We start from the raw sequence: 22,285 nt of genomic DNA on the forward strand, positions 1-22,285 counted from the left end.
TCAGCGCCTCCCGGAGTCCGCGATGGCCGCCGCCATGATCCGACCGGCGATCCGGGCCGCCTCGGCGCTGCCGCCGCTGCCGGCCTGCTCCAGCTCCACGCAGACCGCGGAGAGCGGGGTGCCGTCCTTGTCCAGCGCGAAACCGATGAACCAGCCGTGGTCCGGCGTCCCCGGGCCGGACTCGGCGGTGCCGGTCTTGCCACCGACCACGTAGCCGTCGATGTCGGCCCGGCGGCCGGTGCCCTCCTTCACCACGTTCTGCATCATCGAACGCAGATCGGCGGACACCTGGCTGCTGACCGGGCGCCGCAGCTCGCGCGGCTTGGCGGCGTCGTAGACCGTGGTGCGGTCCGGCCCGAGGAGCTGCTTCACCAGGTACGGGCGCATCTGACTGCCGCCGTTGGCCACCGCGGCGGCGACCATCGCGCCCTGCAGCGGCGTCATCCGGACGTTGTTCTGGCCGATCGACGACTGCGCCAGCGCGGCCTGGTCGGTGCTGCCGTCCGGGTTCTGCATGTCACCGGTGCGGCTGGCGGCCACCGGCAGGCCACCCCCGCCGGTCTGGCCGACCGTGAGGTCCTCCTGCTCGAACCCGAACTGGCTGGCCTTCTCCTTGACCTTGTCCGCGCCGAGGCGCACGCCGAGCTGGGCGAAGCCGGTGTTGCAGGACTCGGTCACCGCCTCCCGGAGCGTCACCTGCGACTCGGGGCAGATCGACGGCGCCGCGTTCTTGATCGGCTTGCCGGCGCCGGGGGCGGTGTAGCTCGATCCGGCCGGGATCTCGGTCTGCTGGCCGATGCCGTTCTCCAGCGCCGCGGCGGCCATGATGACCTTGAAGGTGGAGCCGGGCGGCAGCGTCTCGGCGAGCGCCCGGTTGGCCAGCGGCCGGTCCTTGTCCTTCTCCAGCGCGTTGTAGGCCCGGTCGGCCTCCGTGCTGGAGTGGCTGGCCAGCGGGTTCGGGTCGAAGCTCGGCATGGAGACCAACGCCTGCACCGCGCCGGTACGCGGGTCGATGGCGACCGCCGCGCCCTTCTTCGCCCCCACCTGGTTGTCGTTGAGCTGCTTGTACGCCGCTTCCTGGGCCCGCTTGGAGAGGGTCAGCAGCACGTTGCCGCCACCGGTCTCGTCCCCGGTGAACATGTCCTTGATCCGGTTGGCGATGAGCGCGTCGCTGGTGCCGGCGAGGAAGTCGTTCTCCACCCGCTCGATGCCGCTCGCGCTGCCGTTCACCGGCTTCCAGCCGAGCACGTGCGCGTACATCTCCCCCTCGGGGTAGGTGCGCAGGTACTTCAGCTCCCCGCCGGTCTCCTTGCTCAGCGCGTACGCGGTGCCGCCGACCTCGATGTTGCCGCGCTTGCGGTCGTACTCGGCGACCTGGACGCGGCCGTTGTAGTCGCTGGTGCGGTATTCGTCGGCCTTGTAGGCCTGGATCCAGTTGAGGTTCGCGAAGAGCAACCCGAAGAGGATCATCACGACCACACCGACGCGGCGCAGGGGTGCGTTCACGGCCGGATCACCTCCGTGGGGGCGCCGTGCAGTTGCTCGGGCGGGGCACCGGCGGGCCGGGCGGCCGAACCACCGCCGGTCACCGGCCGGCGCGCGCCGTCGGAGACCCGCAGCAGCACCGCGATCAGCAGCCAGTTCGCCATCAGCGAGGAGCCACCGGCGGACAGGAACGGGGTGGTCTGGCCGGTCAGCGGGATGAGCTTGCTGATGCCGCCGACGATGACGAAGACCTGCAGGCCGAGGGTGAACGCCAGGCCACCGGCGAGCAGCTTGCCGAACGAGTCCCGCACCGCCAGCGCGGCCCGCAGGCCCCGCTCCACGATCAGCAGGTAGACCACCAGCAGCGCGGAGAGGCCGAACAGGCCGATCTCCTCACCGATGCCGGCGAAGATGAAGTCGGTCTGCACCTCGGGCAGCAGCGTCGGCTGGCCGCCACCCGGCCCGGCGCCGAAGAGGCCACCGGTGCCGAGCGTGAGCAGGCCCTGGACGAGCTGGTAGCCCCGGTCGTACGGCTCCGCGAACGGGTCGAGCCAGATCTGCGCCCGGTCGTAGAAGTTGGCGAACGGTCCACCCACCGTGCTGCCCAGCAGGTAGGCGAGGTAGGCGCCGCCGAAGAACAGGATCAGACCGATGAGCAGCCAACTGACCCGCTCGGTGGCGATGTAGAGCGTCACCACGAACATGCCGAAGTAGAGCAGCGAGGTGCCCAGGTCCTTCTCGAAGACCAGCACCATGAGGCTGACCAGCCAGACCACCAGGACCGGGCCGAGGTCGCGCCCGCGCGGGAAGTCGATGCCCAGCACCCGCCGGCTGGCCAGCGAGAGCACCTCGCGCTTGCGCACCAGGTAGTAGGCGAAGAAGGTGAGCAGCGCCAGCTTGGCGAACTCACCCGGCTGGATCTGCCCCAGCCCGGGCACGATGATCCAGAGCTTGGCGCCGTTGATCTCGGAGAACCGGCCGGGCAGCACCGCCGGGATCATCACCAGCACGATGCCGGCCAGGCCCAGCGTGTAGGCGTAGCGGGAGAGCGTGCGGTGGTCGCGCAGGATCGCCAGCAGCGCGGCGGCGAGCACCACCGAGGCGAGGGTCCAGGCGAGCTGGCGACCGCCGGTGCCGGCGAAGATGGCCAGGTCGGCCCGCTCCGCCGGCGCGGCCTGGGCCAGGTCGTAGCGCCGCAGGAACCCGACCCCGATGCCGTTGAGCAGCGCCACCGCCGGCAGCAGCGCCGGGTCGGCGAACGGCGCCAGCCACCGGATCACCAGGTGCAGGCCGAGGAAGACCAGCCCCAGCGCGGCGGCGGGGATCCAGAAATCCCCGGTGATCGTGTCCAGCGCCTTCGCCTCGATCATCGCCGAGTAGGCCGCCACCAGCACCATGGCGAGCAGGAGCAGGGACAACTCGGCGTTACGCCGGGACCGGGCCAGGCGTACGCCGGACTGCTCGCCCGTCGAGGCGGGCGAGGCTGCCGGCACGGCGGCTGCGGTCACGGATGCGTCCTCGGGATCGAGCCGGCGCTCACTCCGGCGACCGGCAACCGGCGGGGTCCGCCGGCGGAACGGTGTCGGAGGGTACGGCGTCGGCTGTGGTGGTCAACGTCGGCGCGGGAGTCGGCGTGCCCGACGCCGAGACCTGCGGGACGGGGGTGCGGGTGGCCGGGCTCAGCGCACCGGCGGTCGCCACCGGGGTGGGACCAGGCGTGCCGGGCGTCGGGCTCGGCGGGCAGAGCGGCTTGAGGTTCGGGTTGGCCGGGTCGTCGCTGGTCAGCTCCGCCAGCCGACGCTCGGCATCCGGTTCGCTCTTGGCCTGGATGCCCTGCTTCACCCGCTCCTGCGCGGCCAGCGTGAGGTCGTCGAGCCGGGACCCGCTGCGCTCGTGCACGTCCGACAGGTCGAGCCCGGCCACCTGGCCGGGCACCCCGCGGAACACCGCGAGCTGGCCGTCGTCGGTGGCGCCGACGTAGTACTGCCGCTGGGTGTAGGTCCAGCCGCCGAAGACGCCACCGCCGACGATGACCGCCAGCGCGAGCGCCATGGCGATCGTGCGCAGCGGCCGGCGTCGACGCTGCTCGGCCTCGTCGTCGCGGTTGTCGGCCGGCTCCTCCGGAGCGGGCGGACGCGGGGCGGACAGCGCCGAGGCGCGGGCGGCCGGGGTGGAGTCGTCGGCCGACGTGGCCATGCCCCGGTCCCGGGCGGCGGCGCCGCCGACGATCGGGGACGCCTCGACGATGTCCTGGTCGGTCGCGTCGGCGATGATCACGGTGATGTTGTCCGGGCCGCCGCCGCGCAGCGCGAGCTGCACCAGACGCTCGACGCACTGCTGCGGGTCGGGATATTCCCGCATGGTGTCGCCGATGGTGTCCGCGCTGACCACGCCGGAGAGGCCGTCGGAGCAGATCAGGTAGCGGTCACCGGGCAGCACCTGGCGGACGCTGTACTCCGGGTCGACGTCGCGGCCGTCGAGCGCGCGGGTGAGCAGCGAACGCTGGGGGTGGCTGCTCGCCTCCTCGGCGCTGATCCGCCCCTCGTCGACGAGCATCTGGACGTAGGTGTCGTCCTTGGTGATCTGCGCGAACTCGCCGTTGCGCAGGAGGTAGGCCCGGGAGTCACCGATGTGGACCATGCCGAGCTTGCTGCCGGAGAAGAGGGTCGCGGTGAGCGTCGTGCCCATCCCCTCCAGCTGCGGGTTGGCGTCCACGGTGTCGCGGAGCTGCTGGTTGGCGGTGCCGACGGCGGATCGGAGCGCGTCGACCAGGGCGTCACCGGGGACGTCCTCGTCGAGTGGCGCCATGGCACCGATGACGATGTTGCTGGCGACGTCACCGGCGGCCATGCCGCCCATGCCGTCGGCAACGGCGAGCAGCCGCGGTCCGGCGTAGACGGAATCCTGGTTGCCGTCTCGGATCAGACCGCGGTCGCTGTGGGCCGCGTAGCGCAGGGTCAGAGTCATGGCCGTAATTCGAGGGAAGTGCGGCCGATCCGGATCGGCACGCCGAGGGGGACGGGGGTTGGTCCGGTGACCTTAGCGCGATCGAGGTAGGTGCCGTTAGTCGATCCGAGGTCCTCCACGTACCACTGCCCGTCGCGCGGAACCAGCCGGGCGTGTCGCGCCGACGCGTAGTCGTCGGTGATCACCAGTGTCGAGTCCTCCGCCCGACCGATGGTGATCTGGGCCTCCCCGAGGGTGATCCGGGTGCCGGCCAACTGACCGGCGGTGACCACCATCTGATGGGCGGCGCGACCCCGCTTGGCCTTCGCCGGCTTGCCGGGCGGCGCGGGCTGGTTGGTCGACGCGCCGACCCCCCGTGGCGCGGCCACCAGCCGACCCGACCGGGCCCCCGCGAAGAGGTCCCGGCGGATCACGCCGACCACCGTGAAGACGAAGATCCACAGCAGGATGAGGAACCCGAACCGGGCGACGGTGATGACGAGCTCCGGCAACGGGGATCAGCCGTCCACGCGGAAGGTCAGCGTCGTGGTGCCGAGCTGGATCATGTCGCCGGGGTTGAGAGCCACCGCCGAGACCCGCTGGCCGTTGACCATCGTGCCGTTGGTGGAGCCCAGGTCGGTCAGCACCACCTGGCCGCCGTCGAAGTCCAGCCGGGCGTGCCGGCGGGAGATCCCGACGTCGGGCAGGCGCAGGTTGGCCTGGTCGCCGCGGCCGATCACGGTCGAGCCCATCTGCAGCGGGTAGGTGCGGCCGTCGCCGGAGACCAGCCGCACGTTGCGCCCGCCGCCGTGGCCGGGCGGCGGGCCGTAGCCGCCACCCTGGTCGTAGGCCGGGTACGCCGGGCCGGCGTCGTAGCCGCCCTGGTCGTAGCCGCCGGGCGCGGAGACCGGCGCGACGTCGCCGCCGGTGTAGACCTCGGCGGTCACCCGGAACATGCCGGTGTCCAGCCCCTCACCACGTTCGACCTCGACGATGACGTCGCCGTAGACCGTCCAGGCCTGCTCGCCGATGAACTCCGCCTGCGACTGGGCCAGTTCCTGGGCCAGCGCGGCGGCGTACGGCGCCAGCCGACTGTGGTCGTAGGGCGAGAGATCGATCACGTAGCGGTTGGGCACCAACGTGCGCCCACCGGCCAGGATCGCCTTGTGCGCCTCGGCCTCCCGCTGCATGGCGTTGAGGATCTCCACGGGGTGGACCACCCCTTTGAAGACCTTGGCGAAGGCCCCCTCGACCAGGCCTTCCAGACGCTTCTCGAAGCGTTGCAGCACGCTCACCGGCTCCTCCTCGGGTCCCGAGGCAATGATGGTATCCGGACACCGCCTCCGCAGCTCACACGCCGCTCGGCCGGCTGCCGTCGGCCCGTTCGTGACCAGGCCCGCGAGCGTGCTACAGTTTCGCCCGCCACGAGCGGTGACCGCTCGTGGCGTGACCAGTGGACAGCGTAATATGTCCCGACACCTGCCGCAGATGGCGGGTGAGGGATGCGATATGGTGTTCCGGTCGTGCCACGGGGATGTGGCGGAATGGCAGACGCGCACGGTTCAGGTCCGTGTGTCCGAAAGGACGTGGGGGTTCAACTCCCCCCATCCCCACCAGAACGAGGGCTCCGCAGTCTGCGGGGCCCTCGCGCCGTATCGGGGCGTACCGGACGTCACGCTATGCTCCGATGGTTTCCCTGCCTCCCATGGACCAGGAGTGGCGTGTGAGTGTCGCGTTGGTGACCGGTTCCGGCGGTCTGATCGGCTCCGAGGCGGCCCGGCACTTCGCCGGCCTCGGTCTCGACGTGGTCGGCATCGACAACGACATGCGGCGGTACTTCTTCGGTGAGGACGGCTCGACCGCCTGGAGCCTCGACCGGCTCGCCGCCGATCTCGGGTCGGCCTACTCCCACCACGCGGTGGACATCCGCGACCGCGACGGCCTGGAGAAGGTGTTCGCCCGCTACGGCAAGGACATCGCCGTGGTCATCCACAGCGCCGCCCAGCCGAGCCACGACTGGGCCGCCAAGGAGCCCTACACCGACTTCGACGTGAACGCCGGCGGCACGCTCAACGTGCTGGAGAACACCCGGCGGCACGCGATCGACGCGCCGTTCATCCACTGTTCCACCAACAAGGTCTACGGCGACCGGCCGAACACGCTGCCGCTGATCGAGCTGGAGACCCGCTACGAGCTGCCCGAGGACCACCACTGGTACGGCGGCATCACCGAGGACATGTCGATCGACGAGTCGCTGCACTCGATCTTCGGCGCCTCGAAGGTCGCCGCCGACGTGATGGTCCAGGAGTACGGCCGGTACTTCGACATGAAGACCGCCTGCTTCCGGGGCGGCACGCTGACCGGCCCGGCGCACTCCGCGGCCGAGCTGCACGGCTTCCTGGCGTACCTGATGCGCTGCGTGATGGAGGGCCGGACCTACAACCTCTTCGGCTACAAGGGGAAGATGGTCCGGGACGCGATCCACTCGCACGACGTGCTCACCGCGTTCGAGGCGTTCTTCCGCGAGCCGCGCTCCGCCCAGGTCTACAACCTCGGCGGCGGTCGGCACTCGAACACCTCGCACATCGAGGCGTTCCGGATCGCCCAGGAGATCACCGGCCGCGAGGCGCAGATCAACTACGTCGAGCAGGCCCGCACCGGCGACCACCAGTGGTACGTCAGCAGCATGGCCCGGTTCGAGGAGCACTACCCGGCCTGGAAGATCACCTACGACGTGCCGATGATCCTCCGGGAGATCCACGAGGCGAACGCCGACAAGTGGGTGCCGAAGGCATGACCGCCGCCACCAAGCGCAACGTGCTCGGCGTCGGGGTCGACGCCACCGACTACGCCCGGGCCACCGAGGCGGTGGTCGACGCCGCCCGCGAGCGGCGTCCGCTGGCCCTGACCGCGCTCGCCGTGCACGGCGTGATGACCGGCGTGCTCGACCCGGCGCACAACGCCCGGCTCAACTCGTTCGACGTGGTCACCCCCGACGGGCAGCCGGTGCGCTGGGCGCTCAACCTGCTGCACGGCGCCGGCCTCACCGACCGCGTCTACGGCCCGGAGCTGACCCTGCGGGTGCTGGCCCGGTTCGCCGACGAGGGGCTGCCGGTCTACCTCTACGGGTCCACCGAGGAGACCCTGGCCCGGCTGATCCCGGCGCTGGAGCGCAGGTTCCCGGCGCTGAAGATCGCCGGTGTGGAGCCGTCCAAGTTCCGGGCGGTCGCCCCCGGCGAGGACGCCGAGATCGCCGACCGGATCCGCGCCAGCGGCGCCCGTCTCGTCCTGGTCGGACTGGGCTGCCCCCGGCAGGAGGTCTTCGCGTACGCGATGCGACCGCTGCTGGACATGCCGCTGATGGCCGTCGGCGCGGCGTTCGACTACCACGCCGGGCTGCTGCGCAACCCGCCGCCGTGGATGCAGCGCGCCGGGCTGGAGTGGTTCTGGCGACTCGGCTTGGAGCCGAAGCGGCTGTGGCGTCGCTACGTCATCCTGAACCCGGCCTACCTGGCCCGGCTGGCGGCCCAGAAGACCGGGCTGTGGAAGGCCACCCCGCCGCCGCCGGCCACCGCGCGTCCGGCCACGTTCGACGTCTGACCCCGGCGTCCCCTACGGGAGAACGTTCCGGGTCGACCGGGGTGGCGTCCCGGATTCGGTGGACGTCGAACTGGGCAAGGCTGGGCCCATGGATGACCGTCTCGCCGTGCTGCTCCCCGTCGCCGCCGTCTGGCTGGCCGCCGCCCTGGTGGCGGAGGGCCTGCCCGGGCTGGACCGCGCCCGGGCGCTGCGCCGGCGTACCGGATGGTTGTCCGCCCTGGTGCTGACCGGCCTCGCGCTGACCGTGGGGGCGCTCGCCGCGGGCCTGCAGAGCGCCGGCGACACCGCGCTGGACCGGGCCGCCGCCGGGCTCGCCGTCGCGGCGGTCCCGGCCACGCTCGTCGCGGTCTGCACGGTACGCCGGGTCCGTCGCCTGCGGGCCGGCGCGGGCGCCTTCGCCACCGCGCCGGGAACCCCGGCGCCGCACGGGCTGCGGGCCGCCGCCGCGCACCCGCTGATCGCCCTGCCGCTGCACGCGACCACGCTCGCGGTGCTCGCGGCGATGCTCCCGGCCGTCGGGCTCGACCTGTTCGCCGCGCCGGGCGTGGCCGGTCCGGCGATCACCGTCGCGGTGCTCGGTGTCGCCGCGATCGGGGTACGCCACGCGCTGCGGCACAACCGGCTCGCCGAGCGGGCGATGCCGCCGGCCGGCGCGGTGCCGGCGGTGTCAGCGCGTCCGGCTCGCGCCCTGCACGTATAGCAGTTCCAGGATCGCCCGGGTCGCCTCGAACCACCGGTCCAGCCAGCCGGGCGGGGGGACGCTGCCCTTCGGCGGCAGCTCCAGCAGCAGCCCGCGCAGCAGCGGATGGTCCACCAGGGACTCCTGCTGCTCCATCGGCCACCCGCTGGGCGGGAAGGACGGCTCGGTGAGCGGGTTCGGGTCGAGCGACGGCAGGGAGAGCGCCGGCGCGGCCTGCTCCGGCGCGCCGGACTCCCGGCCGGCGATCTCCTCGCCGTCACCGGAGACCACCTCGGTGAGGACGGTGTCCCGGCGCGCTCCGCGGTACTTGCCACCGAACCGCTCGGGCTTGCCCGGGCCGTTGGTGAGATTCTCTGAACCGATCGTCGTCATCCGTCTCGCCTGCCTCGTTCGGTTGCCGATCCGTGCGGTTCAACGAGGCGGAACGGAACTGGCGACGGGTGACGGGCGCCGGTGGTGCGGGGACGAAACGGTCCCGCCCGGCGACGCTGCCGGGCGGGACCGTGCTCCGTCGGGCCGATCAGCTCCGGCCGAAGGCCTCGCCCCTGGTGCCGGCGACGAAGGCGTGCCAGTGCCCCGGCGCGAAGACCAGGGCCGGGCCGGCCTTGTCCTTCGAGTCCCGGACACCGACCGCCCCGGTCACGTAAGCGACCTCTACGCAGTTGTCACAGTTCGGCCCGCTCTTCGAGCTCTTGAACCACGTCGCCTGTGTCAGGTCCACGGGGAACTCCTTGGTCGCCATTTCCACAGCGGCTCCTCTGCCAGTTTCGCGATGTGTGCGACGGACTCCTCCGGTCGTATGGCCGCTGCTCGAATGTGATCGAAGATGAAGCTGTACTTCTGCAGTTCGTCGCTCTTCTCCAGGAAGAGCCCACCCGTGGCGTTCTCCGCGTACACGACATCCGGATCACTCGGTTCGGGGAAGCTGAGGATCGTGAAGGTCCCGTCCATGCCGGCGTGCGCACCCACCTCGAAGGGCAGGACCTGCACCGTCACGTTCGGCAGTTCGGCCACCTCCACCAACCGCTTGAGCTGGCCACGCATGACCGCGTCGCCGCCAACCGGCCGGCTCAGCACCGCCTCATCGAGCACCACCCACAGATCGACCGGATCGTCCTGCGTCAACAACGACTGACGGCCCAGTCGGACACGCACCCGTTGTTCGATCTGTTCGGCGGTGAAGTCCGGCCGGGCGGCGCGGATCATCGCCCCGGCGTACTCCTCGGTCTCCAACAGGCCGGGCACGACCTGCTGCTCGTACGCCCGGATCTGGCTGGCCGCGGCCTCCAGACCGACGTACGCGCCGACCAGCACCGTGCTGTACGGATGCCACCAGCCCTTCTGCCGGGCCTCGCGGGCGATCTGCACCAGCTCGTCGCTCTCCGCGCCGACCACCCCGTAGATGCGGAGCATGTCGCGCACGTCGCGGGGTGTCGCGGTGGTGTGCCCGGTCTCGATCCGGGAGACCTTGGACGCCGAGCACTCCAGTTGCTCGGCGACCACCTCGATGGTGATGCCGGCGGCTTCCCGCTGCCGGCGGAGTTCGGCCCCGAGGCGGCGCCGGCGGATGGTCGGGCTGCGCCGTTCGCTCACGAGCACTCCTCGATTCGCGGCTGCGGGGGCCGGCGGGCAGGCGTTCGCGGCGGGGGTGGTGCCGGTCGTCGACCGGCCGCGTCGGGCGAAACCGGCGTCCAGTGTGCCGTCCCAACACCTGAGGCTTCAAGCGTCCCGTTCACGTGTCCCACTCACCTATCGGCAAAAGTCGACGTGCAACTTGCATGACGCACGTCGCTGATGCACTCTGTCCGTATGGCACGGGTTACTCACCGTCTTCGTTTGATCTCCGGGCGTGGTGACACCACGGTTCGCGGGACGGCCGGAGGGGAGCCGTCCCGCGCCGTGAGACCTGCACCGGAATGAAGACCCCGCCGCTGCACGCCAGCTCGGCTGCGGCGGCGGGAGCGGTAACCGGGAGCAGCCGGGTGATGGTCGGGTGGCGGTTCGCCACCGCGGGTACGGCCCGACCAGCACCGCCCCACCGACCGTCGGTCCACGAGGCAGAACCCCCGTCACCGGACCGCACCCGACCCCCGTTCAGCCTCGCCGGCCCCGCCGCCGGCCGAACCTTCCCAGGAGCCCATGTGCTTCCCCGCTCCGGTGACGTACTGCACGTGACGCGCGCGGCGAGTGTCCAGTTCCTCCGACCGATCATGTTCCGGATGATCCGGGTGCTCGACTGGCCGACCTACGACGGTTGGCTCTGGCTCGACGGCTACGAGTTGAACGCGGCGGGGGACGCGGTCAACCGGCGGTCGATCTTCGTACAGCAGGAGGGGCTGCGGCAGGTCCAGGCCGCGCCGGTCCCTCGTCAGCACACCGTCCGCACGGCCCGCCGGCCGATCGTCCGGACTCCGGTCCGGGTGGGCTGACCTCACGATTCCCGGCCGGGTGGGCGTGCCGACGCCATAGAATCGGTACGCCCACCCCGGCACGTTCCACCCCGCGCGCCCCGGACCCTGAACCAGGGATGGTCATGGTCAAACTGCCCGCCGCGCGGCGGCACCACCGGTCCCGCATCGGTTACGCCCTCGGGCTCTTCGTGTTCCTCGGGGTCGCGACAGTGCTCGCGCTCGTGGTCCGACACCCGGCCTTCTCCGCCACCCAGCAACTGGCCGAGCCGGTGCCCGCCCCGGAGATCACCGTCGCCGAGGGGGACGCCCGGTCCGTCGCCGAACCGGCACCCGACGAGGACGAACCGGACGAGGACCAGCCGGCGGCCGACGATGCGCCGACGCCCGGCTCGGCCGGTGCCGGTGCCGGTGCCGGTGCCGGTGCCGGTGCCGGTGCCGAGGAAGGCTCGCTGGCCGACCGCCCGGCCGAGCCGGCCGCACCCGGACGATCGCTGTTCTACACCGGCCTGCTCGGGCTCGCCATCTCGCTGGCCGGGCTCGGTCTGGTCGGCACCCGTCGCCGACAGTGGTGACCGGTCAGGGCGTGGCGGTGGTGGAGGGCGTGGCACCCGAGGTGGTCCGGGTGGTCGTCGGCGCGCCGGTGGTCGGTGCCGGCGGCGCGGCCACCACGAGCGTGACCCGCTCGCCCTCGCCCACCGAGTAACCGGCCTCCGGGTCCGTGGCGATCACCGTGCCCGCCGGTCGATCCGACGGCCGGCGCTGCACCCGGTAGTCGATGTCGAGCCGGTCCAGGGCCGCCCGGGCCGCCGCCTCGGGCAGCCCCACCAGCGGGGGCATCGGCACCTCGACCGCCGCGCTCGTGGACGGCGACTCGCTCGACGGCGAACTGCTCGGCGACTCGCTGGTCGGCGAGGCGCTCGTCTGCGCCGAGGTGCTCGGCGCCGCCGACGGTGACGTGCCCGAGCCGGGGTCACGGTCCGCGGCACGCAGCGCGAGCCAGACCCCGGCCGCGATCAGCCCGATCAGGACCAGCGCGAGGATGCCCAGCAGGATCGGCATCCACCAGCGGCGGCCGGACTGCTCGTCGCCGTACCACTCGGCGCCGGGCTCCGGGTAGCCGGCCGGCCGGGGCGGCGGCACCCCGGCCCGCCCGGACCAGGCCGCACCACCGACCGGCTCCGACCGGCCGGTGGCATCGAGCGGCCGCGACGCCCCGCCGGGCAACGGCCGGGTGGCGTCGGCCCGCGGCTCGACCCGCGTCGCGTCCCCACCACGGTCCCGTGGCATCGCCCGGGTCGCGTCCGCGTCCGCCCCGCCGCGCGGCATGGCGCGGGTGGCGTCCGCGTCGCGGGGTATGGCGCGAGTGGCGTCCGCGTCTTCCGCACCGGCCGCGTCGCGGGGCATCGCGCGGGTGGCGTCCGCGTCCTCCGCACCGGCCGCGTCGCGCGGCATCGCGCGGGTGGCGTCCGCGTCCTCCGCACCGGCCGCGTCGCGGGGCATCGCGCGGGTGGCGTCCGCGTCGGCGGCAGGGTCGGGCCGTGCGGCGGGGGTGGCGTCGGCGCCCCGATCCGGTGGCAGCGCCCGGGTCGCGTCCGCGTCACCGGCCGGTGGCTCCTGACGGTCGTCGCTCATGACACACGTCCTTCCCCACCCGGGACGGGGCACGGGCCCTCGAACGTCCACGGTAACGGGCCACGGCCACGCCGGCCGGGATCAGCGCGCCGGCAGGGCCGGTCGGGCGTGCGTACCGTCAGGGGGTCGGCGGCGGATCGGACGGTGCGACGCCGCAGGTCAGCGTGACCTGGTCGTTCCAGCGCGCGGTGCCACCGGCGACCGGATCCTGCCCGCCGACCGGCCCCTGCCTGCCGGTGCGGTAGCGGGGATAGAGCCCCGCCTCCACCAGCTCGTCGACCGCGTCCGAACAGGACTGACCGCCCAGGTCGGGCACGGTGACGGCCGGCGCCGGCCCGGCGACCCAGACGGTCACGGTCACACCGCGCCGGACCGGCGCGCCAGGGCTCGGTGACGTGCGTTCCACCGCGCGGCCCGAGCCGCTCCCGAACACCAGCCGCCAGCCGAGCCGGCGGTCGCGCAACTCCCGCCGGGCCTGCTCGAAGTCGGTGCCCACCAGCTCCGGCACCGTCAACCCGGCCGGAGTGGTCGACCGAGAACCGGTCGGACGATCCTCGGCGGAGCGACCCGTGGTGGGCGCGACCTGGGAGGGCGTGACCTGGGAGGAACGGGACGGCAACGCGGCCGGTGGTGGCGTGGCCTCGGGCGACACGGTCGACCGGTCGGGATCGCCGGCCAGCACCCAGCCCACGCTCGCACCGATCACCGCCAGCAGGGCCGCCGCCAGGCCGCCACCGACCACCAGCCGGGTCCGGCCCGGACCGGTCTCGTCGGGTACCGGCTGCCGATCGTCCGTCATCGCGTCCCCCGCCTCAGTCACCGGCGACCGTAGCCGGTCCCGCCAAGCCGCTCACGCGCGGCCGGCCGCTCCCACGACTCGCCGGGCCGACCTCGGGACGCTACGCTGCCCGGCATGGCCAGACGGGGCTGGGGAGGATCGACCGCCGCCGCGCTCGGCGTGGCTGCCGGCGCGGGGGCCGCGCAGCTCGGCTTCGGCTACGGGCTCGGCATCATCAACTGGGCGCCCACCGGCACCGTACGCGTCGAGTCGGCCTGGGTGGCGAGCCTCGCCTGGGCCACCTGGATCGCCGCGACCTCGGTCGTCGTCGGTGCGGTCTGCGCCCAGCGCCTGCGCGGCGGCGGGGAGGAACCGGCCGGCGCGCTGCCCCGGCTCGGGCTCGCACTCGCCGCCGGTGTCGGCGCGCTGGTCACCGTGCTTCTGGTGGCCGTGCCGGCCCGGGCGGCCCGGGTGCCCGACACGTCCGCGCCGCAGACCGTGGCCGCCGCGTACGCCGCCGCCGGGCTGGTGCTCGGCGTACTGCTGGCGACTTGGGCGCTGCACACCCGCGCCGCCGCGACCAACCTGCTCGCCACCACCGGCTGGCTCTGGCTGCTCGCCGTGGTGTCGGTGGTGGACGGAGTGCTCTCCGGCCGGGGCCTGACCACCGCCCAGCTCGGCATCTGGCAGATCAGCGCGGACCGCGCCGGGTTCTGGATCCGCGACTACTTCTACTGGCCCGGGGCGCTGCTCTCGCTGGGCTCCGCCCTGCTGATCGGCGTGCTGGCCGCCCGGCGTGCGACCCGCTCGCCGCTGGCACGCGTCGGTGCCACCGCCTCCGGGGCGGCCGGTCCGCTGCTGGTCGCGCTGGCCTACTTGCTGGCCGTGCCGCGGCTCGCCGGGATCGCCGCCGAGCAGTTGTCGGCCCACCTGATCGCCCCGTACGCGGTGATCGCCGGCGTGGGCGGCTCGGTCCTGGTGGCCGCGCTGGCCCAGCGGGCCGACCGCCGGGCCGCGGACCGCACGGCGGCGGTCGTGCCGGACCAGCGACGCGGCGAGCCGGGGCCTGCCGAGCCGGATGTCGACGGACGGCCGGTTACGGAGATCGACGGTCAGTCGCAGCCGACGACCGATGGACAGCCTGGACCGGCGGCCGACGGGCAGCCGGCCGTGGCGAAGCCGGCGCGGCGGTTCTTCGGGCGGCGGGCCGGGCGCGGCGAGCCGGACTCCGGCGCCGACGCCGCGACGACCGCTTTCGGGGGCCGGGCCGCCACGCCGGCGGAGGTGCCGGCCGGTGGAGAGGTTCACCCGTCCGACCCCGACCCGTCGGTGACGGCGGCCGTCGGCCGCGACGCGACGCGACGCTCGGGCCGCGACGCCCTGGCCGGCTCGGGCCGCGACGGGGTGGCGGCGGAGGAGCGGGAGGCGGCGAGCCGTACCGGTCGCGCGGCGGGCGGGCAGTCCGGGACGGGTGACGCCGCGCGGACGAGCGCCGGTCGTCGTGGCCGGGCCGTGCCCCAGCAACGGGAGCCCGGGGACGATTCGCCACCGGGCATCGCCGAGCCGGCACCCGGGGACACCGCGATCACGCCGCCGGCCGACGAGCCGAAACCCCGCCGCCGTACGCGCTGATCCCGCCGCCGCTCGTGGGGAGTTGTTAAGAAGGGGCCCCGCCTCTACCGGAGGCGTTAAGAAGGGGCCCCGCCTTACACCTCAGTCGACGGGCCAGGTGTGGACTGGTTCGTTGGTGCGCTGGAGTTCGGCGTAGCGCTGGACCATGTGGTGCAGCGCGGCCTTGCGATCCATGCCACGGTGCCGCTCGGCCGCCCACACCGTCTCGGTCTGCCAGACCGCGCCGTTGCGGCCGGTGCGGCAGCGTCCCTCGATCACGCCGAGGAGCCGGTCGCGTTCGGCCGGGGCGACACCGAACCCGTCGAGCCCCTGCGCGGCCACCGGCAGCAGCGTGTCGAGGACGAGCGTGGTGACCGGTACGTCGCCGAGCCGGGGCCAGTGCAGCACCGCCTCGATGCCGCGCCGGGCGGCGGCGTGGAAGTTCTCCTCGGCCGAGCTGAACGTGAGCTGGCTCCAGATGGGCCGTTCGGCCTCGGCCAGGCCCCGGGCGAGGCCGAAGTAGAGCGCGGCGTTGGCGAGCATGTCCACCACGGTCGGGCCGGCGGGCAGCACCCGGTTCTCCACCCGCAGGTGCGGGCGGCCGTTCATGATGTCGTAGACCGGGCGGTTCCAGCGGTAGACGGTCCCGTTGTGCAGCCGCAGCTCGCCGAGTTTGGGAACCCCGCCGGCGTGCAGCACCTCGACCGGGTCCTCCTCCTCGCAGATCGGCAGCAGCGGCGGGAAGTAGCGGACGTTCTCCTCGAACAGGTCGAAGATCGAGGTGATCCAGCGCTCGCCGAACCAGACCCGCGGGCGTACGCCCTGGGCCTTCAGCTCGTCCGGTCGGGTGTCGGTGGCCTGCTCGAACAGGGCGATCCGGGTTTCCGCCCAGAGTTGCCGGCCGTAGAGGAACGGCGAGTTGGCGCCGACCGCGACCTGGACGCCGGCGATCGCCTGGGAGGCGTTCCAGTGGTCGGCGAAGCTGTCCGGCGCGACCTGGAGGTGGAACTGGAGGCTGGTGCAGGCGGCTTCCGGCGCGATCGAGTCGGTGTGCGTACGCAGTCGCTCGACGCCGTTGATGTCCAGCTCGATGTCCTCGCCCCGGGCGCCGACGATCTGGTCGTTGAGCACCCGGTAACGCTCGTCCGTGGAGAGGTTGTCGGCGACCAGGTGACGCTCGGTGAGGGTGGGCAGGATGCCGACCATCACGATGGTGGCGTCGGACTTGGCGGCCCGCTCGTCGGCGCGGCTGAGGCTGCTGCGCAGGTCCTGCTCGTAGTCGGTGAACCCGGTGCCCTCGATCAACCGGGGCGACGCGTTGAGTTCGAGGTTGAACTGGCCCAGCTCGGTCTGGAAGAGCGGGTCGGCGATGTCGGCCAGGATCTGGTCGTTGCGCATGGCCGGCTCGGCGGCGGCGTCGACCAGGTTCAGCTCGATCTCCAACCCGGTCATCGGCCGGTCGGCGTCGAAGCCGAAGTCGTCAAGCATCAGCGCGAAGACGTCCAGGCACCGACGGACCTTCTGCCGGTAGCGGACCCGATCCTCGCGGGAGAAGGCGCCCTGCTCGACGTCTCTGCCCATGTGTCCTCCCGGCGCCGGCGCTGCGGAACCGTTGGCGTTCCGCAACGCATTGTGAACCATCCACGTGATCTGCGTAAGTGCGTCCGGCCCTGGTGGATCGCGGGTCGGGGTAGGTCTGCACCTGTACCCCGTCGCCACCTCGCGCAGCGCATGTAACCGGCGAACAACACGTGACAATCCGCACGACCCCGGATACGGCGACGGGCCCGCGCCGTCGGCTGCGACGGTGCGGGCCCGTGGGGCCGTGGCGAGGGCTCAGCCCTGGCGGATGGCCTCACCCTCGATCTCGATCTTGACCTTGCGGCCGACCAGCACGCCACCGGTCTCCAGGGCGACGTTCCAGGTCAGGCCGAAGTCCTCGCGGTCGATCTCGGTGTGCGCGGAGAAGCCGAAGATGTCCTGCCCGAACGGGCTGCGGCCGACGCCCTCGAACTCGACCTGGAGGTCGACCGGACGGGTCACGCCCTTGATGGTCAGCTCGCCGGCGAGCACGAACTCGTTGCCCTCGCGGGACTTCACGCCGGTGCTGCGGAACTCCAGCGTCGGGAACTGCTCGGCGTCGAGGAACTCCGGGCTGCGCAGGTGCGCGTCGCGGTCCGCCTGCGCGGTGTTGATGCTGGCGGCCTGGATGCTGGCGGTGACCGCGGACTGCAGCGGGTCCTCGCTGACGGTGATGGTGGCCGTGGCGTCGGCGAACTCACCGCGTACCTTGCTGACCATCATGTGCCGCGCGACGAACCCGACCCGCTTGTGGGCGGCGTCCAGGAGGTAGGTGCCGGGGGCCGGAATGGTGAGGCCCTCCCAGTCGCGGGTAGTCGCCTCGGTGCTGCTGGTCATGATGCTCTCCTCCGGAGAAGATTGTTTAGTAGCCCAACGACTGACTGAGCAACTATAACTACGGCAATATTCCCTGTGTCAAGTGTTGCTAGGATGGTGACGTGGATCAGAACGTGTTCGACGACCCCCGGATCACCGCCGTCGGCCTCCTCTACGAGGCGCACGCCGGGCTGTCCGCCCGGTTCGCCGCCCAGTTCGAGGAGCACGGGCTCTCCCCGGTCGAGTTCGAGGTGCTCACCCGGCTCGCCCGGTCACCCAACAACCAACTGCGGATGACCGACCTCGCGGCGCAGACCTCGCTCTCCACCAGCGGCGTCACCCGGGTGGTCGACCGGATGGAACGCGACGGGCTGATCCGCCGCCGCGCCTGCCCGTCCGACCGGCGCAGCTCCTTCGCGGTGGTCACCGCCTCCGGCCTCGGTCGACTGGACGAGATCCTGCCCGGCCACCTGACGATCATCGAGCAGTGGTTCACCGGCCAGCTCGCCCCGGCCGAGCTGGCCGGCCTCCTGGACGGGCTGCGCCGGGTGCGGGACGCCGTCCACCCGGGCGCCACCGCCGGCAGCACCGAAGCGACCGAGGGCCCCACCTGCTGAGTCGCCGCTACCCGTGGGTTACCGGCAGAACGACCGGCAGAACCGTCCCGCCGCCGGGATAAATACGACAAGGGTGTCGGAACCGCTCGACGCGCCTGGATAGGCTGCCGGAAGCGGGGGGCACCGGGGGGTGCTGGCGCGAGCGTGGAGCGAGGGGCAGCACCAGGGGGCTACTTCGCTCGCGCCACCCCCGCGCCCTCGTCGAGCCCACCGGCTCCGCTCACGCCCGCCGCGCGCGTTCCCGCTGCGCCGCCAGCGCATAGAGCAGTTCCTCCTCCCGGGGCAGCAGGCTGACGCCGGTCACCTGCCGCGCCCGGTCCAGTCGGTCCAGCACGGCCACGTCGCCGGTGCTGGCCGCCAGTCCCACCAGCGCCTCGACCAGGTCCCGCCGGTCCGCGCCGCCGGCCGCCGCCTCGGCCGCCGCGGCGAACCACTCGGCCGCCAGCTCCCGGTCGCCCCGGTTCAACGCCACCTGGCCCTCGATCAGCGCGCGGAGCGCGTCCTCGGTGCGGACGTCCCGACCCACCACCGGCGGATCCCACCGCTCGGCGGCCGGCGGGCGGCGCGGACGCGGCACCGGACCCGACGGCCACAGCTCGGCCACCACCGCCAGCGCCTCGTCACCCCGCCCCTGGAGCGCGAGCGCCAGCCCCACGCCGCCGATCGTCCGGCGGCGCCGACCCGGGTCGCCCAGCTCGACAAGTGCCGCCGCCGCCCGTCGCCCCTGCTCGGCCGCCTCGGCGTAGCGGCCCTCCAGCCGGGCCAGCTCGGCCAGGTCGGCCCGCGCCAGCAGGCGGAGTCGCTGGTCGCCGCACTGCGCGGCCAACCGGTCGACCGTGGCCAGCCGCCGCCGGCCACCGGCCAGCTCTCCCACGCGTACGTCGTGCCAGGTCAGGTGGTGCTGGGCGACCGCCATCTCGCGTACCCGGCCGTGCCGGGTGGCCAGCGCCAGGGCCGCGTCGGCCTGCTCCCGGGCCTCGTCGTGCGCGCCGAGCCCACGCAGCACCGCGCAGAGCACCGACCGGGCGGACAACTCCCCGGTCACGTCGCCGGCTTCGGCGAAGACGGCCAGCGCCGCCCGGGCCGACGGCAGCTCCTCCGGCCCCGCCCCGTGCTCGGCGGCCAGCCGCGCCGAGCCGAGCAACGCCCACGCCCGCAGCACCGGCGGCGCACCGGCGGTACGCGGATCGGCCAGCAGCCGACGCAGCCACGCCCGGCCCGAGACGTCCCGCCCCCGCAGCCGCCACCACCGGGGCAGCGCGGCGGCCAGCAGCAACGCGATGGCCGGCGCGTCCTCGGCGGCGTACGCCAGCGCGGCGCTGATGTCACCGGTCGCCTCGTCGAGCAGGTGCACGGTGCCGGGCAGCTCCGCGCCGACCAGACCGGGCGCGGTACGGCGGACCAGCCCGGCGATCACACTGGCGTGCCGCAGCCGGATGCCCGCCGTCTCGAACTCCAGATCGGCCTGCTCGGCCGCGAAGTCGCGGACCGCGTCCAGCAGCCGGAACCGGAACGGGCCGGTGCCCCGGACGCTGAGCAGACCCAACTCGCGGAGGCGGTCCAGCAGCGGCACCGCGTCCCAGCGGTGACCGCCGTCGGCGAGCAACTCCTCGGCCAGCTCGACGGACCAGCGGTTGCGGAACGCGGACAGCCGCCGCAGCGCGGCACGATCGACGGCGGCGAGCAGGTGGTAGCTGGTCGCCACCGCCTCGCGCAACGTGACCGTGCCGGCGGCCGGGTCGACGGGCTCCCAGCCGGGGCGCACGCCGGCCAGGTCGAGCACCCGGTCGCCGTACCGGTCCAGCAGCTCGGTGACGTCGAGGATCCGCCCCCGCGCGGCCATCAGCTCGACGGCCAGGGGCAGCCCGCCGAGTCGGCGGACCAGCGCGGCGAGCGCCGGCAGCTCGGCCCGGGTGGGTGGCGCGTGCCGGGCCTGGGTGAACCGGGCGGCGAAGAGCGCCGCGGCGGGCCAGCGGTCCAGCTCGGCCCGGTCCGCCGGCTGCACGCCGGCCGGCGGCACGTCGAGCGGCGCCACCGGCCGCACCAGCTCGCCGGGCAGCCCGACCGGGCGGCGACCGGTCACCAGCACCCGCAGGCCCGGCGCGGCGTCGGTCAGCGAGCGCAGCGCCTCGGCCACCGGCCCGGGCGCCCGGTCGACGGCGTCGACGAGCAGCAGCGCCGGCCGGCCGGCGAACCGGCAGGCGAGGTCGGCGGGCCGGCTCACGCCGAACACCGACGTCGAGGCGGCGAGCACGTCGGCGGCGTCCGAGCCCTCGCCGACCAGCACCCCGGCCACACCGCCCGGGTGCCGGGCCGCGACCGCGTGGGCCACGGTGAGCGCGAGCGCGGTCTTGCCGACGCCGGCCAGCCCGACCAGGCTCACCACCGGGTACGCGTCGAGCAGGGCGGACACCTCCGCCACGTCGCGCTCCCGGCCGAGCAGCGGTACGGGCTGGGGCAGCGCGACCGGCGTACCCGGATCGGACACGGCCTCGACCGGCGTGGAGGCCGGCGCGGCGGACGGCGTCGGCCGGGCGGTGACGACGAACTCCCGCCGGCCGACGTCGGTCAGGCCGAGCGCGTCGGCGAGCAGGTCGACGGTGGTGCGTTGGGGCCGGGTCGCCCGGCCCCGCTCCAGATCGCGCACGGTCCGCACGCCCACGCCCGCCCGTTCGGCCAGCTCGGCCTGGGTCAGGCCGGCGGCGAGCCGGTGCCCGCGCAACAGATCGGACAGCGGCGGCCCGCTGCCCGGGCTCCGCGAACGATCATGGTCGGGAGTCATGGGCTCGAAGAGTACGGACGGGATCCGACGCTCCACAGCCGATCGTCAACCACCCGACCGTACGACGCCGATATCCGACAGACGGATGATGCGGGCGCGGTTCACATGCCGAGGTCGCGCGCGATGATCATGCGCTGGACCTCGCTGGTGCCCTCGCCGATCTCCAAGATCTTGGAGTCGCGCCAGAAGCGGGCGACTGGGTACTCGTTCATGAAGCCGTAGCCGCCGTGGATCTGGGTCGCCTCCCGGGCGTTGTCCACCGCGACGGTGCTGGCGTGCAGCTTGGCGATCGCGGCCTGCCGCTTGAACGGCTCGCCGGCCAGCATCCGGGCGGCCGCGTCGTAGTAGGCCAGCCGGGCGGTGTGCGCCTTCATCTCCATGTCGGCGATCTTGAACTGGATCGCCTGGTAGTTGCCGATCGGCTGGCCGAACGCCTGGCGCTCCCTGGCGTACTTGATCGACTCGTCGACGCAGCCCTGGGCCAGGCCGACGGCCAGCGCCGCGATGGCGATCCGGCCCTCGTCCAGGATGCGCAGGAACTGGGCGAAGCCCCGGCCGCGCTCGCCGAGCAGGTTGGCCGCCGGCACCCGGCAGTCGTCGAAGGTCAGCTCGTGGGTGTCCGAGGCGGTCCAGCCGACCTTGGAGTAGCCGGGCGCGACCGTGAAGCCGGGCGTGCCGGACGGCACGATGATGGTGGACAGCTCCTTGCCGCCGTCCGGCCGGATGCCGGTGACCGCGGTGACGGTCACCAGCACGGTGATGTCGGTGCCGGAGTTCGTGATGAACGCCTTCGAACCGTTGATCACCCACTCGTTCGTCGCCTCGTCGAGCACCGCCCGGGTCTGGGTGCCGCCGGCGTCGGAGCCGGTGCCCGGCTCGGTCAGCCCGAAGCCGGCCAGCGCCTCACCGCTGAGCAGCTTCGGCAACCAGCGCGCCTTCTGCTCGTCGGTGCCGAAGCGGTAGATCGGCATCGCGCCCAGCGACACCGCCGCCTCCAGGGTGATCGCCACGCTGGAGTCGACCCGGGCCAGCTCCTCCAGGGCCAGGCAGAGCGCGAAGTAGTCGCCACCCATGCCGCCGTGCTCCTCCGCGAAGGGCAGGCCGAACAGGCCCATCTTGCCCATCTGCCGGATGACCTCGTACGGGAAGGTGTGCTTCTCGTAGTGCTCGCCGATCACCGGGGCGACCACCTCGCGGGCGAAGTCCCGGACGCTCTCGCGCAGCGCCTGCTGCTCCTCGTCGAGCCGGAAGTCCATGTCGATCCTCCTGGAAGGGGCGGGCCGCCGGACGCTCGTGACGCCGGAAGCGTTAAGCGGGGCCCTTCCT

General features: G+C 73.2%; 20 protein-coding genes, 1 tRNA gene and 1 pseudogene. 8 read left to right on the top strand and 14 right to left on the bottom strand.

What is annotated here, in order from left to right; genetic code table 11:
* Genes H1D33_RS23725 through H1D33_RS23745 form a run of 5 tightly spaced genes read right to left on the bottom strand, consistent with a single transcriptional unit; the run spans position 1 to position 5,753 of the window.
* Complete coding sequence (locus H1D33_RS23725) at positions 1-1,506, bottom strand: peptidoglycan D,D-transpeptidase FtsI family protein (protein WP_181571059.1); 1,506 nt, start codon at positions 1,504-1,506, stop codon at positions 1-3.
* The gene (locus H1D33_RS23730) at positions 1,503-2,993 is read right to left on the bottom strand and encodes an FtsW/RodA/SpoVE family cell cycle protein (RefSeq protein WP_181571058.1); all 1,491 of its coding nucleotides are present in this window, start codon (positions 2,991-2,993) and stop codon (positions 1,503-1,505) included. The genes H1D33_RS23725 and H1D33_RS23730 overlap by 4 nt, the downstream gene beginning before the upstream one ends.
* A 28-nt stretch (positions 2,994-3,021) precedes the next feature.
* On the bottom strand, positions 3,022-4,452 hold the full coding sequence (locus H1D33_RS23735; RefSeq protein ID WP_181571057.1) for a PP2C family protein-serine/threonine phosphatase: 1,431 nt from the start codon (positions 4,450-4,452) through the stop codon (positions 3,022-3,024).
* Entirely contained in the window at positions 4,449-4,943 is a 495-nt protein-coding gene (locus H1D33_RS23740; protein WP_181571056.1) for an FHA domain-containing protein FhaB/FipA, read from the bottom strand. The genes H1D33_RS23735 and H1D33_RS23740 overlap by 4 nt, the downstream gene beginning before the upstream one ends.
* 6 nt (positions 4,944-4,949) lie before the next feature.
* On the bottom strand, positions 4,950-5,753 hold the full coding sequence (locus H1D33_RS23745; RefSeq protein WP_107158181.1) for an FhaA domain-containing protein: 804 nt from the start codon (positions 5,751-5,753) through the stop codon (positions 4,950-4,952).
* 208 nt (positions 5,754-5,961) lie between these two features.
* Between H1D33_RS23745 and H1D33_RS23750 the strand changes: the two genes are divergently transcribed.
* The 4 genes from H1D33_RS23750 (at position 5,962) to H1D33_RS23765 (ending at position 8,731) form a co-directional block, all read left to right on the top strand.
* Positions 5,962-6,047, top strand: a tRNA-Leu gene (locus tag H1D33_RS23750).
* 71 nt (positions 6,048-6,118) lie between these two features.
* A complete protein-coding gene (locus tag H1D33_RS23755; RefSeq protein ID WP_181571055.1) occupies positions 6,119-7,228 on the top strand; it encodes an NAD-dependent epimerase/dehydratase family protein in 1,110 nt (369 codons plus the stop codon).
* Positions 7,225-8,031, top strand: a complete 807-nt coding sequence (locus H1D33_RS23760) for a WecB/TagA/CpsF family glycosyltransferase (protein ID WP_181571054.1) — start codon at positions 7,225-7,227, stop codon at positions 8,029-8,031. The genes H1D33_RS23755 and H1D33_RS23760 overlap by 4 nt, the downstream gene beginning before the upstream one ends.
* Positions 8,032-8,119: 88 nt before the next feature.
* The gene (locus H1D33_RS23765; RefSeq protein WP_181571053.1) at positions 8,120-8,731 is read left to right on the top strand and encodes a hypothetical protein; all 612 of its coding nucleotides are present in this window, start codon (positions 8,120-8,122) and stop codon (positions 8,729-8,731) included.
* On the opposite strand, the gene H1D33_RS23770 is transcribed toward H1D33_RS23765, so the two are convergent.
* The 3 genes from H1D33_RS23770 to H1D33_RS23780 all read right to left on the bottom strand — a co-directional run bounded on the left by H1D33_RS23770 (position 8,699) and on the right by H1D33_RS23780 (position 10,324).
* Positions 8,699-9,103 (bottom strand): hypothetical protein, encoded by a 405-nt coding sequence (locus tag H1D33_RS23770; RefSeq protein WP_181571052.1) that lies wholly within the window; start codon positions 9,101-9,103, stop codon positions 8,699-8,701. The genes H1D33_RS23765 and H1D33_RS23770 overlap by 33 nt on opposite strands.
* 148 nt (positions 9,104-9,251) lie before the next feature.
* Positions 9,252-9,473, bottom strand: coding sequence for a DUF397 domain-containing protein (locus H1D33_RS23775; RefSeq protein ID WP_181571051.1), 222 nt, complete (start codon positions 9,471-9,473; stop codon positions 9,252-9,254).
* The gene (locus tag H1D33_RS23780; RefSeq protein ID WP_181571050.1) at positions 9,443-10,324 is read right to left on the bottom strand and encodes a helix-turn-helix domain-containing protein; all 882 of its coding nucleotides are present in this window, start codon (positions 10,322-10,324) and stop codon (positions 9,443-9,445) included. Before H1D33_RS23780 ends, H1D33_RS23775 begins: the two co-directional genes overlap by 31 nt.
* Positions 10,325-10,872: 548 nt before the next feature.
* Between H1D33_RS23780 and H1D33_RS23785 the strand changes: the two genes are divergently transcribed.
* Both H1D33_RS23785 and H1D33_RS23790 read left to right on the top strand, forming a co-directional pair.
* Complete coding sequence (locus H1D33_RS23785) at positions 10,873-11,160, top strand: hypothetical protein (protein ID WP_181571049.1); 288 nt, start codon at positions 10,873-10,875, stop codon at positions 11,158-11,160.
* 98 nt (positions 11,161-11,258) lie between these two features.
* Positions 11,259-11,714 (top strand): hypothetical protein, encoded by a 456-nt coding sequence (locus H1D33_RS23790; RefSeq protein ID WP_181571048.1) that lies wholly within the window; start codon positions 11,259-11,261, stop codon positions 11,712-11,714.
* A 4-nt stretch (positions 11,715-11,718) separates the two neighbouring features.
* On the opposite strand, the gene H1D33_RS23795 is transcribed toward H1D33_RS23790, so the two are convergent.
* Complete coding sequence (locus H1D33_RS23795; RefSeq protein ID WP_181571047.1) at positions 11,719-12,774, bottom strand: PASTA domain-containing protein; 1,056 nt, start codon at positions 12,772-12,774, stop codon at positions 11,719-11,721.
* A gap of 118 nt (positions 12,775-12,892) precedes the next feature.
* On the bottom strand, positions 12,893-13,573 hold the full coding sequence (locus H1D33_RS23800) for a PASTA domain-containing protein (protein ID WP_246411904.1): 681 nt from the start codon (positions 13,571-13,573) through the stop codon (positions 12,893-12,895).
* Between the two features lie 114 nt (positions 13,574-13,687).
* Between H1D33_RS23800 and H1D33_RS23805 the strand changes: the two are divergent.
* Positions 13,688-14,923, top strand: a pseudogene (locus H1D33_RS23805) (hypothetical protein); the annotation flags it as partial.
* A gap of 342 nt (positions 14,924-15,265) precedes the next feature.
* Here H1D33_RS23805 and H1D33_RS23810 read toward each other — a convergent pair.
* On the bottom strand, positions 15,266-16,744 hold the full coding sequence (locus tag H1D33_RS23810; protein ID WP_181571045.1) for a glutamate-cysteine ligase family protein: 1,479 nt from the start codon (positions 16,742-16,744) through the stop codon (positions 15,266-15,268).
* 255 nt (positions 16,745-16,999) lie between these two features.
* Positions 17,000-17,581: a YceI family protein gene (locus H1D33_RS23815; protein ID WP_181571044.1), complete on the bottom strand. Its 582-nt coding sequence runs from the start codon at positions 17,579-17,581 to the stop codon at positions 17,000-17,002.
* A 101-nt stretch (positions 17,582-17,682) separates the two neighbouring features.
* On the opposite strand from H1D33_RS23815, the gene H1D33_RS23820 reads away from it, so the two are divergent.
* Positions 17,683-18,177, top strand: a complete 495-nt coding sequence (locus tag H1D33_RS23820; RefSeq protein WP_181571043.1) for a MarR family winged helix-turn-helix transcriptional regulator — start codon at positions 17,683-17,685, stop codon at positions 18,175-18,177.
* A gap of 220 nt (positions 18,178-18,397) precedes the next feature.
* On the opposite strand, the gene H1D33_RS23825 is transcribed toward H1D33_RS23820, so the two are convergent.
* Positions 18,398-20,959 carry an ATP-binding protein gene (locus tag H1D33_RS23825; protein ID WP_181571042.1) on the bottom strand — a complete coding sequence of 854 codons (2,562 nt, stop codon included), beginning with the start codon at positions 20,957-20,959 and terminating at the stop codon, positions 18,398-18,400.
* Positions 20,960-21,060: 101 nt separating this feature from the next.
* Positions 21,061-22,215, bottom strand: a complete 1,155-nt coding sequence (locus H1D33_RS23830) for an acyl-CoA dehydrogenase family protein (protein WP_181571041.1) — start codon at positions 22,213-22,215, stop codon at positions 21,061-21,063.
* Positions 22,216-22,285 lie beyond the last annotated feature (70 nt).

The organism is Micromonospora ferruginea (assembly GCF_013694245.2).
Taxonomy (GTDB): Bacteria; Actinomycetota; Actinomycetes; order Mycobacteriales; family Micromonosporaceae; genus Micromonospora; species Micromonospora robiginosa.

What these genes read in the sequence shown, in the direction of transcription:
- H1D33_RS23735 (WP_181571057.1), bottom strand. Translation starts at nt 4,452, where the DNA reads ATGACTCTGACCCTGCGCTACGCGGCCCACAGCGACCGCGGTCTGATC.
- H1D33_RS23765 (WP_181571053.1), top strand. Translation starts at nt 8,120, where the DNA reads ATGGATGACCGTCTCGCCGTGCTGCTCCCCGTCGCCGCCGTCTGGCTG.
- H1D33_RS23755 (WP_181571055.1), top strand. Translation starts at nt 6,119, where the DNA reads ATGGTTTCCCTGCCTCCCATGGACCAGGAGTGGCGTGTGAGTGTCGCG.
- H1D33_RS23810 (WP_181571045.1), bottom strand. Translation starts at nt 16,744, where the DNA reads ATGGGCAGAGACGTCGAGCAGGGCGCCTTCTCCCGCGAGGATCGGGTC.
- H1D33_RS23825 (WP_181571042.1), bottom strand. Translation starts at nt 20,959, where the DNA reads ATGACTCCCGACCATGATCGTTCGCGGAGCCCGGGCAGCGGGCCGCCG.
- H1D33_RS23790 (WP_181571048.1), top strand. Translation starts at nt 11,259, where the DNA reads ATGGTCATGGTCAAACTGCCCGCCGCGCGGCGGCACCACCGGTCCCGC.
- H1D33_RS23815 (WP_181571044.1), bottom strand. Translation starts at nt 17,581, where the DNA reads ATGACCAGCAGCACCGAGGCGACTACCCGCGACTGGGAGGGCCTCACC.
- H1D33_RS23795 (WP_181571047.1), bottom strand. Translation starts at nt 12,774, where the DNA reads ATGAGCGACGACCGTCAGGAGCCACCGGCCGGTGACGCGGACGCGACC.
- H1D33_RS23830 (WP_181571041.1), bottom strand. Translation starts at nt 22,215, where the DNA reads ATGGACTTCCGGCTCGACGAGGAGCAGCAGGCGCTGCGCGAGAGCGTC.
- H1D33_RS23770 (WP_181571052.1), bottom strand. Translation starts at nt 9,103, where the DNA reads ATGACGACGATCGGTTCAGAGAATCTCACCAACGGCCCGGGCAAGCCC.
- H1D33_RS23760 (WP_181571054.1), top strand. Translation starts at nt 7,225, where the DNA reads ATGACCGCCGCCACCAAGCGCAACGTGCTCGGCGTCGGGGTCGACGCC.
- H1D33_RS23775 (WP_181571051.1), bottom strand. Translation starts at nt 9,473, where the DNA reads ATGGCGACCAAGGAGTTCCCCGTGGACCTGACACAGGCGACGTGGTTC.
- H1D33_RS23800 (WP_246411904.1), bottom strand. Translation starts at nt 13,573, where the DNA reads ATGACGGACGATCGGCAGCCGGTACCCGACGAGACCGGTCCGGGCCGG.